General features: G+C 65.7%; 7 protein-coding genes. 4 read left to right on the top strand and 3 right to left on the bottom strand.

Annotated features, from left to right (window positions below; genetic code table 11):
- Positions 1-7: 7 nt before the first annotated feature.
- The 3 genes from LDO41_RS11605 to LDO41_RS11595 form a co-directional block, all read right to left on the bottom strand.
- On the bottom strand, positions 8-466 hold the full coding sequence (locus LDO41_RS11605; RefSeq protein WP_223987922.1) for a hypothetical protein: 459 nt from the start codon (positions 464-466) through the stop codon (positions 8-10).
- Between the two features lie 160 nt (positions 467-626).
- Positions 627-1,406 carry a sensor histidine kinase gene (locus LDO41_RS11600; protein WP_223987904.1) on the bottom strand — a complete coding sequence of 260 codons (780 nt, stop codon included), beginning with the start codon at positions 1,404-1,406 and terminating at the stop codon, positions 627-629.
- A 144-nt stretch (positions 1,407-1,550) separates the two neighbouring features.
- Entirely contained in the window at positions 1,551-2,951 is a 1,401-nt protein-coding gene (locus tag LDO41_RS11595; RefSeq protein ID WP_223987901.1) for a sigma-54-dependent transcriptional regulator, read from the bottom strand.
- Positions 2,952-3,192: 241 nt separating this feature from the next.
- Between LDO41_RS11595 and LDO41_RS11590 the strand changes: the two genes are divergently transcribed.
- The 4 genes from LDO41_RS11590 (at position 3,193) to glgB (ending at position 13,366) form a co-directional block, all read left to right on the top strand.
- On the top strand, positions 3,193-4,209 hold the full coding sequence (locus LDO41_RS11590; RefSeq protein WP_223987898.1) for a sigma-54 interaction domain-containing protein: 1,017 nt from the start codon (positions 3,193-3,195) through the stop codon (positions 4,207-4,209).
- Positions 4,210-4,414: 205 nt separating this feature from the next.
- On the top strand, positions 4,415-7,717 hold the full coding sequence (locus LDO41_RS11585; RefSeq protein ID WP_223987895.1) for an alpha-1,4-glucan--maltose-1-phosphate maltosyltransferase: 3,303 nt from the start codon (positions 4,415-4,417) through the stop codon (positions 7,715-7,717).
- A complete protein-coding gene (gene treS / locus LDO41_RS11580; protein WP_223987892.1) occupies positions 7,714-11,112 on the top strand; it encodes a maltose alpha-D-glucosyltransferase in 3,399 nt (1,132 codons plus the stop codon). The genes LDO41_RS11585 and treS overlap by 4 nt, the downstream gene beginning before the upstream one ends.
- Positions 11,099-13,366, top strand: coding sequence for a 1,4-alpha-glucan branching protein GlgB (gene glgB, locus LDO41_RS11575; RefSeq protein WP_223987834.1), 2,268 nt, complete (start codon positions 11,099-11,101; stop codon positions 13,364-13,366). Before treS ends, glgB begins: the two co-directional genes overlap by 14 nt.
- Positions 13,367-13,371: the final 5 nt, after the last annotated feature.

Genomic DNA, 13,371 nt, shown 5'->3' with positions numbered 1-13,371 from the left:
CCCTTGTTCAAGGCTTGCCGCTTTTTGCCGCGCTTTTTGCCGCGCTCTTTCCGGGACTCTTCCTGGCACCCTTCCCGCCACTCTTTGCAGCGCTCTTCGCAGCGCTCTTCGCGGAAGGCTTGCCGGTCGTACCCTTGCGCTCGGCCGCCGGCTTTTCGCCCGCGGGCTGATGCTCGCTGCCACGCTTGAGCGTCCAGTCGACGTCATCAGTGTGCGTCTGCGTCTGCCGCTCCGCATGTGCGGCAGCGCCCGGAGAAATCGGGTCGCTGGCCGGGAAAGTCATATCGAGCGACTCATCGACGGCCGACTGGTACGTATCGGGTTTCGACTTGCTTTTTCCGGATGTCTTCTCGTGAGCACCTGCCGAGGGCTTCTGCGATCCCTTGCTGGCCTGTGCGGAAGCTTTGGCTTTTTGCATGGCGGTCTCTCCTTCGGTTTCGAGCCATAGTGGCTCTTCCTCCATCATGCAAACTGCGCGCCAGATCCATAGCGGAGACCCGCGCGCGCACGCGTGTGGCGCCGCACGTCCACCGGCATGCACATTGTGCGCGAGACCGGTAAGAAATGCGCGCGAGGTGCGCTGCGGGGGATAAGGAAAGGAGGCGCGCGCAGTGCGCGCGCGGCGCTCAGCCGTGGGCGTACGACGGGGTGCGCGGGAAACGCACGGCGATGCAGACGGTGACATTGTCGGCATCGCAGTTGATGTTCTCGGCGGTCAGTTCCGCGCCCTGCATCTCGACGATGCGGCGCGTCAGCAGCAGCGCGGTACTCTGGCGCGGGGTGGGCGTGCCATCCACCGGCGCGCGACGCCCGAAGAAGTCTGTCAGTGTGGCCAGCCGGCTGGCGCCGCGCGAGCGATCGACGGGCTGGCTTTCGGAGATGCGAAATTTGACGTAGGTCGCCTCCGCGGTCAGGTGCACGGTCACCACGCCGCCGGCGGGGGCGCGCCAGACGCAATGAATCAGCAGATGGCGCAGCAGCGGCGCCAGGCGCAGCACATCGCCCTGCACCACGAAATCGTCACCACCGGCAAGCTTGCAATCCAGCGGCATCAGCTGGACGCCGCGCGCCTCCGCGGCGATGCGCTTGTCAGCCACCGCCTGTTCGGAGGCGACGCTCAGATCGGTGGTTTCCCACGTGGGCTGGGCCTCGTCGAACAGCAGGCGGACCGCCTCCTCCATTTCCTCGATGAGCGCGAGTTGCTGCTGCATGCCCGAGCGCATGCCTTCGAGCGCGCGCTGCGCGGGCGGCGGCAACGCATCGACGGAGCGGTCGAGCACATAGCTCCAGCTCTGGATGGCATTGAGCGACGAACGCAGGTCATGCGCGGCCTGCTCGATCAGCGTGGAGATTTCGGCGGCGCTCTCGATATGCGGCGGTGGGGTGGGATTCGGTGCGTCAGCCATCGTGTGTTCTTGCGTTCCAGCCCGTTGACTCATGCGGTTCCTGCCAGCCCGCTCGCAGGCAGCAGCACTTGATACAAAGATGCATCAAGCAAGAACCGTGCTTCGCTCGCGACGGGCCATCGGCACCATCGGATCTGACCGCGTTCACGCGGCCGGCGAGCTGTTATCGCCGTTACGCGAGGCTCGCAGCCATTCCGGCAATTCGCCTTTGGCTGCATAGTCTTCCAGCCGGTTGTACAACGTCTTCAAGCTGATACCGAGAATCTCCGCGGCGTGCTTCTTCACCCCCGCGCACTGCTCGAGCGTCGCGAAGATCAGTTGACGGTCCGCGTCCGCGAGCGACATGCCCACGGGCACCGATACCACCGCCGTGCCCGGCGACGGCGTGGCCGCCACCTGCAGCGGAATCTGGACTTCGGTGATGATGTCCTGATCGGCCAAAATGTAGGCGCGCTGCACAAAGTTGCGCAGCTCGCGGACATTGCCGGGCCATGCATGCATGCGCAGGCTCTCCAGCACATTGGAGGCAAAGCGGCGCTGCGTGCCCTGCTCTCCATTGAGCTGCTCGAGCATGGTGTTGGCGATCTGCACCACGTCGTCGCCGCGCACCCGCAGCGGCGGCAACTCGATCGGGAACACGTTCAGACGGTGATAGAGGTCGGCGCGCAGCTTGCCTTCGGCCACGGCTTCCTCGGGATTGCGGTTGGTTGCCGCCAGCACGCGCACGTCCGCATGGCATTCGCGGTTGGTGCCCACGCGCATGAACGTGCCGGTCTCCAGCACGCGCAGCAGCTTGACCTGCAGCTCGAGCGGCATCTCCGTGATTTCGTCGAGGAACAGCGTGCCCGCGTCGGCGCGTTCGAAGTAGCCCTTGTGCTGACGGTCGGCGCCGGTAAAGCTGCCGCGCTCGTGGCCAAACATCTCGGATTCGATCAGCGTCGGCGAAATCGCGCCGCAGTTCACCGCGAGGAACGGCTGGCGTCGGCGCGACGACAACTCGTGCACGGTCTGGGCGGCCAGTTCCTTGCCGGTGCCCGACTCGCCAATCAGCAGCACGGTGGCCTCGGTCGGGCCGACCTTGCTGAGCTGGTCATAAACGGCCTGCATGGCCTCCGAACTGCCAAGCAACCGGCCGAAACGGCCATAGCGGCGCAGTTCGCCGCGCAGCGAATGGATTTCGGCCTTCAGTTCACCGGTCGTGGCGATACGCTTGAGCACCGCCTGCAGGCGGGTCACGTTGATGGGCTTGACGAGGTAATCGGTGGCGCCCATGCGCAGGGCTTCGACGGCGGATTCGACACTGGCATAGCCAGTGGTCAGGATCACCTCGACCCCGGCCGAGCTCACTTCGGCAAACAATTCCATGCCGCTGCCGTCGGGCAGCCGCAGGTCGGCAAGCACCGCATCGGGCATGCGCCAGCCAATTTGCAGGCGCGCTTCGCGCAGGTTACCAGCCGTTGCCGACGAAAACCCTTCGATCGCGACAATCTCGGCCAGTGCGGCGCAAGCGTTCTCGTCGTCGTCAACGATCAGGATATGAGGCATGGTCTGAATGGGATGGCGGCGGGCGCAGGTCGGAAAGAGTACCCGAAGTGTACGGGTGCGGTCAGAGGCCTTATGCCAGTGTCCGTCTGACACGGCTGTCGGACCTTGCCGCGATTCATGCGCAGGCAGTAGCCACTGCCTGTGTCAACAGATAGCATAAGAGGCATCAACTACCAATGCCGACGCGATTGCGCCCCTCTTTCCGATCATCAACGGGGGCGTGCCGGTCAAGGCGACACCCGTGTCCACTACCGTCACCAGCCCGCCCAGTCGTACCGCCCCGCCGCCACGTGCTCCGGCGCGCCGTGCCGTGCCCGGTCAGGTCTCCCTGCTGTGGGAGTCCACCTCGCCCGCGATGCAGCGGCTGATCGGTCAACTCGATCGCGTGGCCACGACCGACATCACGATGCTGGCAGTCGGAGAGTCGGGTGCGGGCAAGGAAGTGGTGGCCCGTGCCGTACACGAACGCAGCAACCGCCGCACCGGACCGTTTGTCGCGGTGAACTGTGGCGCCATCGCGCCGACCTTGATCGAATCGGAATTGTTCGGACATGAAAAGGGCGGCTTCACGGGTGCGCTCGAGCAAAAGGCGGGCTATTTCGAACAGGCGCAGGCTGGCACGCTGTTTCTCGATGAAGTGACTGAAATGCCACTTGAGATGCAGATCAAGCTGCTGCGCGTTCTCGAGAGTCGGACGTTCCAGCGTGTGGGCGGCGACACGCTGCTGGTCAGCGACGTGCGCATCCTCGCCGCGACCAATCGTGACCCGATGGATGCCGTGCGCAGCGGACATCTGCGCGAGGATCTGCTGTATCGCCTGGCAGTCTTTCCGCTGCAGATTCCGCCGCTGCGGGAACGCACCGAGGACATCGTGCCGCTCGCGCGCCATTTCCTCAACGAATTCAACGCCATGGAGCAGACCGACAAGGCCTTCTCCGCGGGTACGCTCGAACGCCTCGTGCGCTACGACTGGCCCGGCAATGTGCGGGAATTGAAGAACGCCGTGTACCGCGCGTACATCCTGGCCGACAAGCTCGTGGAGATCGGCAACCCGAACCTCGCCAACCAGCCGCCGCGGCCGACCACGGTCGATGGCGTCGTCAGCGTGCGCGTGGGCACCACGCTTGCCGACACGCAGCGCGAGATCATCCTCGCCACGCTATCGCGTTACGACGGCGATAAACGCCAGGCCGCGCGCGCGCTCGGTATCAGTCTCAAGACGCTCTACAACCGTCTCGACGTGTATCGGGCGAACTAACGAGCGAACTGACGCCACGCTCACTCTGAAGCAAAGACGCGCGCCTCCCGTGTAGGAATTACATGCGAGGCGCGCTTCGTTTTGTGCATCGCACTTTGCGATCCGTTGCCTTGCAAGGGCATCCGGGTTTTTGGCCCACCCTCCGCCGATCTGGCACAGCCTTCGCGTGCCTCGTCCAATCTATGCCGGCCCAAGGACAAGTCACGTGCGAATTTGCCAACTGAATCCGACCGACTCACGACCGATCGATGACGCCGCGCTGACGCGCGCCGCCACGCTAGGGTTCGATCATGTGCTGCTGGCAGGATGGTCGGTGCCGCACAACCGCGCCGAATCCCTCTCCGCGGTGGCCGCCCAGTGCCGCCGCCATGGCCTCGGCCTCCTGCTCGACCTTTCACTCGATCGCTTTCCGCAAGACGCCGCGGCCCATCACGATGGGTGGCTCGACCATGCGCGGCCCGGTGGCGCACCCGATGCCACCGACCATCATCTGCCTGGCGTGCGGCTGCGCTGGCACGATCCGGCAGTGGCTACGGCCGCGCTGGGCTGGTGGGCCACGCAGATCCGCGACGCGCTCGACACCGGTGTGAGCGGTTTCTGCTGTCGTGCACCGACGCGTGTACTTGGCGAACACTGGGCGACGCTGCTGGGCGAAGTCCGGCGCGGTGGCGCCGCGCAAGGCATCTTTCTCGCCTGGACGCCCGGCAGCACACCGCAGCAACTCGATGACCTTGCACAGGCGCCGTTCGATGGCGCGTTCTCGTCGCTGCCCTGGTGGGACTATCGCAGCGCGTGGCTGACCGAGGAAATCGCGCGACTGCGCCGCTTCGGCAGTGTATTCGCCGCACCTTCGCTCACGCCCAATGGGCTCGATGTGCTGGCGGCCCGCCGCGCGTTGTGGACGGCTGCGGCGATCGGCGACGGCTTGCTGGTGCCGGCCGGTTTCGAGACCGGCGGCCTGCCCGAACTCGACGATACACATGATGCGCCGTTCGATCTCTCGCATGAGGTGATGGAAGTCAACGCGTGGATCAGTGCGCAGCGCGCACCGGGCGCGGTGGCGCTGCGCCAGCTCAGCGGGCCCGATGCACCGCTGACCGTGCTGGCGCGGCTGCCGCGCCATCTCGCCAACGGTCATGAAGCCAAGAGCGACGCCAGTGGTGAGTCCAACGCCGCCGCGCTCACCGTGGTGCTCAACCCCTGCACCGACAACCCCGCGTCATTCGGCGCGGATCGTATCCTGCAAGGCCTGCCCCAACCGGCCGCGACGCTACGTCCGAGCACGGGGGGACCCGGCAGTGCGCTGGCCCCGCAGGAGACGCTCGATCCATGCGGCGCCATTACGCTGGCGCCCGCGGATATTCGCATCTACTGCGCACTGCCCGCAGTGAACGCGCGCGCGGCGACTGAAAAACCGAAGCGCGGCGCCAAGGCCAAGGCCGGATCCAACGGTGCGAAGCAACCTACAGTGACGATCGCTGACGCCATGGCCGCGCCGCGCGTGGCCATCGAAAACCTCGCGCCCAGCTGCGATGCCGGCCGCTTCGCGGTGCGGCGCGTGGTCGGCGAGCGCGTCGAGGTCAGCGCCGATATCTGGATGGACGGTCACGACAAGCTCGCCGCGGCGGTGATCTGGCGCGCACCGGGCGAGTCGACGTGGCAATCGTCGCCGATGGTGCCGATCGTCAACGACCGCTGGCGCGGCAGCTTTCCGATGGTCGCGCTGGGGCGTCACGAATACACGATCGAGGCGTGGAAAGACAGCTTCGGCAGCTGGCTCGATGAAGTCGGCAAGAAACGCAAGGCCGGCGTCGATGTGACCCTCGAGATCGAGGAAGGCGCGCAGTTGGTACTCGCCACGCTGGCGGCGCCCGAAGGGCACAACATCGAAGACGCAACCTCTATCGTCGCGGATCTGGAGGCCGCGCGCGGTGACGACGCGCTGCGGCTCGAGATCCTGCTATCGCCGCGCACCGACGCCGCGATGCGCGCCGCGATGGCGTATCCGTCGGGACGCCCGTTCCTCAGCCGTTTCCCCACCACGATGCCGGTGGAGGCAGACCGCCTCGCCGCGCGCTTTTCGAGCTGGTACGAACTGTTCCCGCGCTCCGAAAGCGGCGATACCACGCGCCACGGCACCTTCGCCGACGTGATTCGCCGCCTGCCCGAGATCCGCGCGATGGGGTTCGACGTGCTCTACTTCCCGCCAATCCACCCGATCGGCATCGAGCACCGCAAAGGCAAGAACAACAGCCTCAAAGCCGAACCCGGCGATGTCGGCAGCCCTTATGCGATCGGCGGCGCCGAGGGCGGACACGATGCGATTCACCCCGAGCTTGGCACGTTGGAGGACTTTCAGCGCCTGCGCAGCGCCGCGGCCGATCTCGGCATCGAGCTCGCGCTCGACTTCGCGATCCAGTGTTCGCTCGACCATCCGTGGCTAAAGCAACATCCCGAATGGTTCCAGCATCGTCCCGACGGCACGCTGCGCTATGCCGAAAATCCGCCGAAGAAGTACGAGGACATCGTCAACGTGGATTTCTACGCAACCCCCGGTGGCGAGGCACTCTGGCAGGCCCTGCGGGATGTCGTGATGTTCTGGGCCGAACAGGGTGTGCGCATCTTCCGCGTGGATAACCCGCATACCAAGCCGCTGCCGTTCTGGGAATGGATGATCGCGGACGTGCGTGCGCGCTATCCGGACACGCTGTTCCTCGCCGAGGCCTTTACGCGGCCGAAGATGATGGCGCGCCTGGCCAAGGTCGGCTTCGCGCAGTCCTATACCTACTTCACGTGGCGCAATACCAAGGCCGAGCTTATCGAGTACATGACCGAGCTCACGCGCGGGCCGATGCGCGAGATCTATCGCCCGCACTTCTTCGTCAACACGCCCGATATCAATCCGTACTTCCTGCACGAAGGCGGCCGACCCGCGTTCCTGATTCGCGCGGCGCTCGCCTCGCTGCTGTCGGGCCTCTGGGGCATGTACAACGGTTTCGAAGTCTGCGAGAGCGCGCCACTGGTACTCAACGGCGTGACCAAGGAGGAGTACCTCGACTCCGAGAAGTACGAGCTGCGCACACGCGACTGGCGTCAGCCCGGCAATATCGTCGCCGAGATCTCGCGGCTCAATCAGATCCGTTCCAGCCATCCGGCGCTGCAGAACCATTTGGGCCTGCGCTTCTATCACGCGAGCGACGACTCGGTGCTGTACTTCGCGCGCTTCGTGCCGAGCGGCGCGGAACAGACGGGGGCCTTCGGTGACGACGTCCTGCTGGCCGCCATCAGCCTCGATCCGCGCACGCCGCGCGAAGCCGATATCGAACTGCCGCTGTGGGAATGGGGCCTGCCCGACGATGCGTCGCTGCTCGTGGAAGACCAGATGTTCGGCCACCGCTTCACGTGGCAAGGCAAGACACAACATATCCGCCTGAATCCATACGAGCTGCCGTTTTCGCTCTGGCACGTCAGGCCACAACCTACAACAACGTCCGGAGACACGGCATGAAGCGTCTAACCGATCGCGCCAACGCCGCCCTGCTCAACGCCGACCCGCTCTGGTACAAGGACGCGGTCATTTATCAACTGCATATCAAGTCGTTTTTCGACGCCAACGGCGACGGCGTCGGGGACTTCGCGGGCCTGCATGCCAAGCTCGACTACCTCGTCAACCTCGGGGTGGACACCATCTGGCTGCTGCCGTTCTATCCGTCGCCGCGCCGCGACGATGGCTACGACATCGCCGACTATCGCGGCGTGCATCCCGACTACGGTACGCTGGCCGAAGCCAAACGGTTTGTCACCGCAGCGCACGCACGCGGCCTGCGCGTGATCACCGAACTCGTGATCAACCACACGTCGGACCAGCATCCGTGGTTCCAGCGCGCACGCAAGGCCAAGCCCGGCTCGGCCGCGCGCAACTACTACGTGTGGTCCGACAACGACCAGTCTTACGCGGGCACGCGCATCATCTTCTGCGATACCGAAAAATCCAACTGGAGCTGGGATGCCGAGGCCGGCGCGTACTTCTGGCACCGGTTCTACTCGCACCAGCCCGACCTCAACTTCGACAATCCGCAGGTGCTCAACGAGGTGTTGTCGGTCATGCGGTACTGGCTCGATATCGGCATCGACGGGCTGCGGCTCGATGCGGTGCCATACCTCGTGGAACGCGAAGGCACGAGCAACGAGAACCTCCCCGAGACGCATGCGGTGATCAAGCAGATCCGCAAGCATCTCGACGAGCACTATGAAGGCCGACTGCTGTTGGCCGAGGCCAATATGTGGCCCGAGGATGCGCAGCAGTATTTCGGCGGCCAGAGCGGCGGCGCCACGGCGGACGTGACCGGCGCGGCAAGTCCAGACGGGATTGCCGGCGACGAATGCCATATGTCGTTCCACTTTCCGCTGATGCCGCGCATGTACATGGCGATCGCGCGCGAGGACCGCTTTCCGATCACGGACATCATGCGGCAGACCCCCGAGGTACCGCCGAACTGCCAGTGGGCGATTTTCCTGCGCAACCACGACGAGCTCACGCTCGAGATGGTGACCAGCAGCGAGCGCGACTACCTGTGGGAGGTCTATGCCTCCGACCGCCGCGCGCGCATCAACCTCGGCATTCGCCGCCGCCTGGCGCCGCTGATGGAACGCGATCGTCGCCGCATCGAACTGATGAACAGCCTGCTGTTCTCGATGCCGGGTACGCCCGTGATCTACTACGGCGACGAAATCGGCATGGGCGACAACATCCACCTCGGCGATCGCGACGGTGTGCGCACGCCGATGCAATGGTCGCCGGACCGCAATGGTGGCTTTTCGCACGCCGATCCAGAGCGGCTGGTGCTGCCGCCGCTGCAGGGGCCGCTGTACGGCTATGAAGCGGTCAATGTGGAGGCGCAGAACCGCGACCCGCATTCGCTGCTCAACTGGATGCGCCGCATGCTCGCGCTACGGCGTCAGCATCGCGCATTCGGCCGTGGCACGCTGCGCTTTCTGTTTCCCGGCAATCGCAAGATCCTCGCGTATCTGCGCGAGTACGACGGCGAGCACATCCTGTGCGTCGCCAATCTGTCGCGCGCGCCGCAGGCGGTGGAGCTCGACCTGTCCGCGTTCGCGGGCCGCGTGCCCGTGGAGATGCTCGGCGCCACGCCGTTCCCGGCGATCGGCCAGCTCACGTACCTGCTCACGTTGCCGCCCTATGGCTTCTACTGGTTCGTGCTCAGCGACAACGCGCAACCTCCTTCGTGGCACGTCGATGCCCCCGAACAGATGACCGACCAGATCACGCTTGTCGTGCAGAACGTGGCTGGACGCTCGGAGCTCACCGAGTCCGCGCGCCGCGCGCTCACCACCGAAGTACTGCCCCACTACCTCGCGCGCCGTCGCTGGTTTGCCTCGAAGGGCGAAACCATCGAGCGCGTGAACGTGGCCTATGCATGGCCGTTCGCCAAGTCCGGCACGAGCGAGGAAGTGTTCCACTGCGAAGTGGAGGTGGTGCTGCCCACGCGGACCGAGTGCTATCAATTGCCGGTGGCACTGCTATGGGACCGCGAAGGTCAGGACGGCTTGTCACAGCTCGCCTCCGGCTTGTCGATGGCACGCGTGCGCCGTGGCGCGCGCGTCGGCATCGCCACCGACGGCTTCGTGATCGAGCCGTTCGCGCGCCAGGTCGTCGCGTCGTTGCGTAGCGGCGCCGAAGTCGAGACCGCGCGCGGCGTCATCCGCTTCCGTGCCGAGCCCGGCCTGGCGGATGTTTCGCTCGAGCACGAACCGGTGCAATGGATGTCCGCCGAGCAGTCCAACAGCTCGCTCGCCTACGGCAACTATGGTGTGCTCAAGATGGTGCGTCGCATCGCGGGTGGCATTCATCCCGAAGCGGAAATGACGCGCTACCTGACCAGTCATGGTTATACCCACTCCGCGCCATTGCTCGGCGAAGTCGTGCGCACCAATGCGGAGGGCATGCCCTACACGTTGATGCTGCTGCAGGGCTACATCCTCAATCAGGGTGATGGCTGGGATTGGACGCTCGACTACCTCGGCCGCACGATCGACGATGCGCTGCATGTCGAGCGGGGCGAGGATGAATTCGACGAGGCGCTGAGCGGCTACGCAACCATGATCGGCACGCTTGGCCGGCGCATGGCCGAGCTGCATGCCGTGCTGGCGCAACCCAGCGAAGACGCATCGTTTGCGCCCGAGGTGGCCGCCGACGCGCAGGCCGACGATTGGGCGCAGGAGGCCCTGGCCTCGCTCGAGGAAGCGTTGGGTCTGCTCGAGGCGCGACGCGCGGACGCGCGCGGCGCCTTCGCCGACGACATCGATACGCTGTTGAGCGCGCGCGCCGAGCTGCCGCGCCTCGTGGCGCGCCTTGCGGCCGCCGCGCCGGGCAGCCTGCAGACGCGCATCCATGGCGACTTTCATCTGGGCCAGGTCCTGATTGCGCAGAGCGACACGTATATCGTCGATTTCGAAGGCGAGCCGCGCCAGCCGCTGGCGTTCCGCCGCCGCAAGACATCGCCGCTGCGCGACGTCGCCGGCCTGCTGCGTTCGCTCGACTACGCGGCCGCTACCGTCGGCACCGATCGCCGTGAGCGTACGCACGTGACGCTGCCCCCGGCGCTCGCGGAACGCCGGGCGGGCCTGCTCGAACGCTTTCATAACGCGGCCGGCGGCGCGTTCCTCAATTGCTACCAGCAAACCATGCGGCAGGCCGAGCGCACGTGGGTAGAGCCAGCGCAGTTGCAGCCGCTGCTCGACCTGTTCCTGCTCGAACGTGCCGCCTACGAGGTCGGCTATGAAGCCGCCAATCGCGTCGCGTGGATCGATCTGCCGACCAGTGGCCTCGCTCGCCTCGTGCGCAAACTGCTGGGAACCGGAGCCATCGATGGCCAGTCATGAACTCGCGGAGTCGCCCCTGAAGGCCGACCCGCCCACTCTTCCCGCGCCTGTGCTGGAATCTCTGCTGGCCGGTCGGCTCGCCGATCCGTTCGGTGTGCTCGGTCCCCATCGTGACGAGCACGGCGTGCTGATCCGCGCGCTGCTGCCCGGCGCGAACGCGGCCTTCCTCACCGATGCCGACGGCAACTCGATCGTCGAAATGACCCGGCTCCATGACGCTGGCGTATTCGCGGGCCGTCTGCCCGGCTTCGGCAAGAGCCCGCCTGTGCCGCGCGACTACCGGTTGCGCATTCGCTGGCCCGACGGCGGCGAGCAGGTCACCGCCGATCCCTATGCGTTCGGCCTGTTGCTCGGCGAACTCGATCTGCACCTGATCAACGAGGGCCGTCATCTCGAACTCGGCAGTTGTCTGGGCGCGCAATGCATGACCGTCGAGGGCGAGGTCGGTGTGCGTTTCGCGGTATGGGCGCCAAATGCCCAGCGCGTGTCCGTGATCGCCGATTTCAATGGCTGGAACCCAACGCGGCATCCGATGCGTGTGCGGCACGGCTCCGGGGTGTGGGAACTGTTTATCCCGTCCGCGCTCGGCGCAGGCCCCGGCTCGCGCTACAAGTTCGATCTGATCGGTGCCGATGGCTCCGCGTTGCCCGACAAGGCCGATCCACTCGCGCTCGCGACCGAAGCGCCGCCGGCTACCGCGTCGGTCGTCGCGTGCGCGGGGCACAGCGCGCCGCCGTTCGGCTGGAACGACGACGAATGGATGCGGCAGCGCGCGGCGGCCAATCCCTATGCGGCACCGATGTCGGTCTACGAACTGCACGTCACCTCGTGGCAGCGCGCCGCCAACGATCCCGAACGCGGCTGGGAAATCCTCGCCGATCGGCTGGTGCCGTACGTGCGCGATCTCGGCTTTACGCATATCGAATTGCTGCCGGTGACCGAGCATCCGTTCGGCGGCTCGTGGGGCTATCAGCCGTTGTCGCTGTTCGCGCCCACCGCGCGTCTGGGCCGGCCCGAACAGTTCGCGGCGTTCGTCGATCGCTGTCATCAGGCCGGCATCGGCGTGATGCTCGACTGGGTGCCCGCACACTTTCCGACCGACCCGCATGGCCTGGCCCGCTTCGACGGCACCGCGCTCTACGAGCACGAAGACCCGCGCGAAGGGTTCCATCAGGACTGGAACACGCTGATCTACAACCTCGGGCGCAACGAGGTACGTGGCTTTCTGCTGGCCGGCGCACTGCACTGGCTCGAACGCTTCCATATCGATGCGTTGCGCGTGGATGCGGTGGCGTCGATGCTCTATCGCGACTACAGCCGCGAAGCGGGGGAATGGGTACCAAATCGCTACGGCGGCCGCGAAAACCTCGAAGCGGTGGCGTTCCTGCGCGAACTCAATACCGTGGTGCACGAACGCTGTCCCGGCGCGCTGACCATCGCCGAGGAATCCACCGCATGGCCCGGCGTGACCGCGAGCGTGGAGTCGGGCGGACTCGGCTTCAACTTCAAGTGGAACATGGGCTGGATGCACGACACGCTGAAATACATGGCACACGCGCCGATCCATCGACCATGGCATCACTCGAATATGACGTTCGGCATGGTCTACGCGTGGTCGGAGGCGTTCATGCTGCCGCTGTCGCATGACGAGGTCGTGCACGGCAAGGGCTCGATGATCGGTCGCATGCCCGGCGACGACTGGCAGCGCCTGGCCAATCTGCGCGCCTACTACGCGTTTATGTGGACCCATCCGGGCAAGAAGCTGTTGTTTATGGGCGGCGAGTTCGCGCAGTGGCGTGAGTGGAATCACGACGACGAGCTCGACTGGGCGCTGCTGGACCAGCCCGCGCATCGCGGCGTGCATTCGCTGATTCGTGACCTGAACGGTCTCTATCGCGCGCTGCCCGCGCTGCATGCGATGGACCATCACCCCGAGGGCTTCCAGTGGGTGGTCGGCGACGACCATCAGAACAGCGTGTTCGCGTATCTGCGCAGCGCCGGCCGCGGCAGCCGTGAGGTAGTGCTGGTGGTGGTCAATATGACGCCAGTGCCGCGGCCCGATTACCGGCTCGGGGTGCCGTTCCCCGGTGTGTGGGAGGAATGTCTGAACTCCGACGCCGCGTACTACGGTGGCAGCAATCTCGGCAACGGCGGGCGCGTGGAGGCAGGCGACACGCCTTCGCACGGGCAACCGGCCTCGCTGACGCTGACGCTGCCGCCGCTGGCGACGTTGATCCTTCGCTACGCGGGGTAACTGGT

This window comes from Cupriavidus pampae (assembly GCF_914271485.1).
GTDB lineage: Bacteria > Pseudomonadota > Gammaproteobacteria > Burkholderiales > Burkholderiaceae > Cupriavidus > Cupriavidus pampae.
This window is presented reverse-complemented; position numbering and strand designations above follow the sequence as displayed.

Excerpts from the sequence above, each read along its gene's own strand:
- LDO41_RS11605 (WP_223987922.1), bottom strand. The coding sequence starts at position 466 with ATGATGGAGGAAGAGCCACTATGGCTCGAAACCGAAGGAGAGACCGCC.
- LDO41_RS11600 (WP_223987904.1), bottom strand. The coding sequence starts at position 1,406 with ATGGCTGACGCACCGAATCCCACCCCACCGCCGCATATCGAGAGCGCC.
- LDO41_RS11595 (WP_223987901.1), bottom strand. The coding sequence starts at position 2,951 with ATGCCTCATATCCTGATCGTTGACGACGACGAGAACGCTTGCGCCGCA.
- treS (WP_223987892.1), top strand. The coding sequence starts at position 7,714 with ATGAAGCGTCTAACCGATCGCGCCAACGCCGCCCTGCTCAACGCCGAC.
- glgB (WP_223987834.1), top strand. The coding sequence starts at position 11,099 with ATGGCCAGTCATGAACTCGCGGAGTCGCCCCTGAAGGCCGACCCGCCC.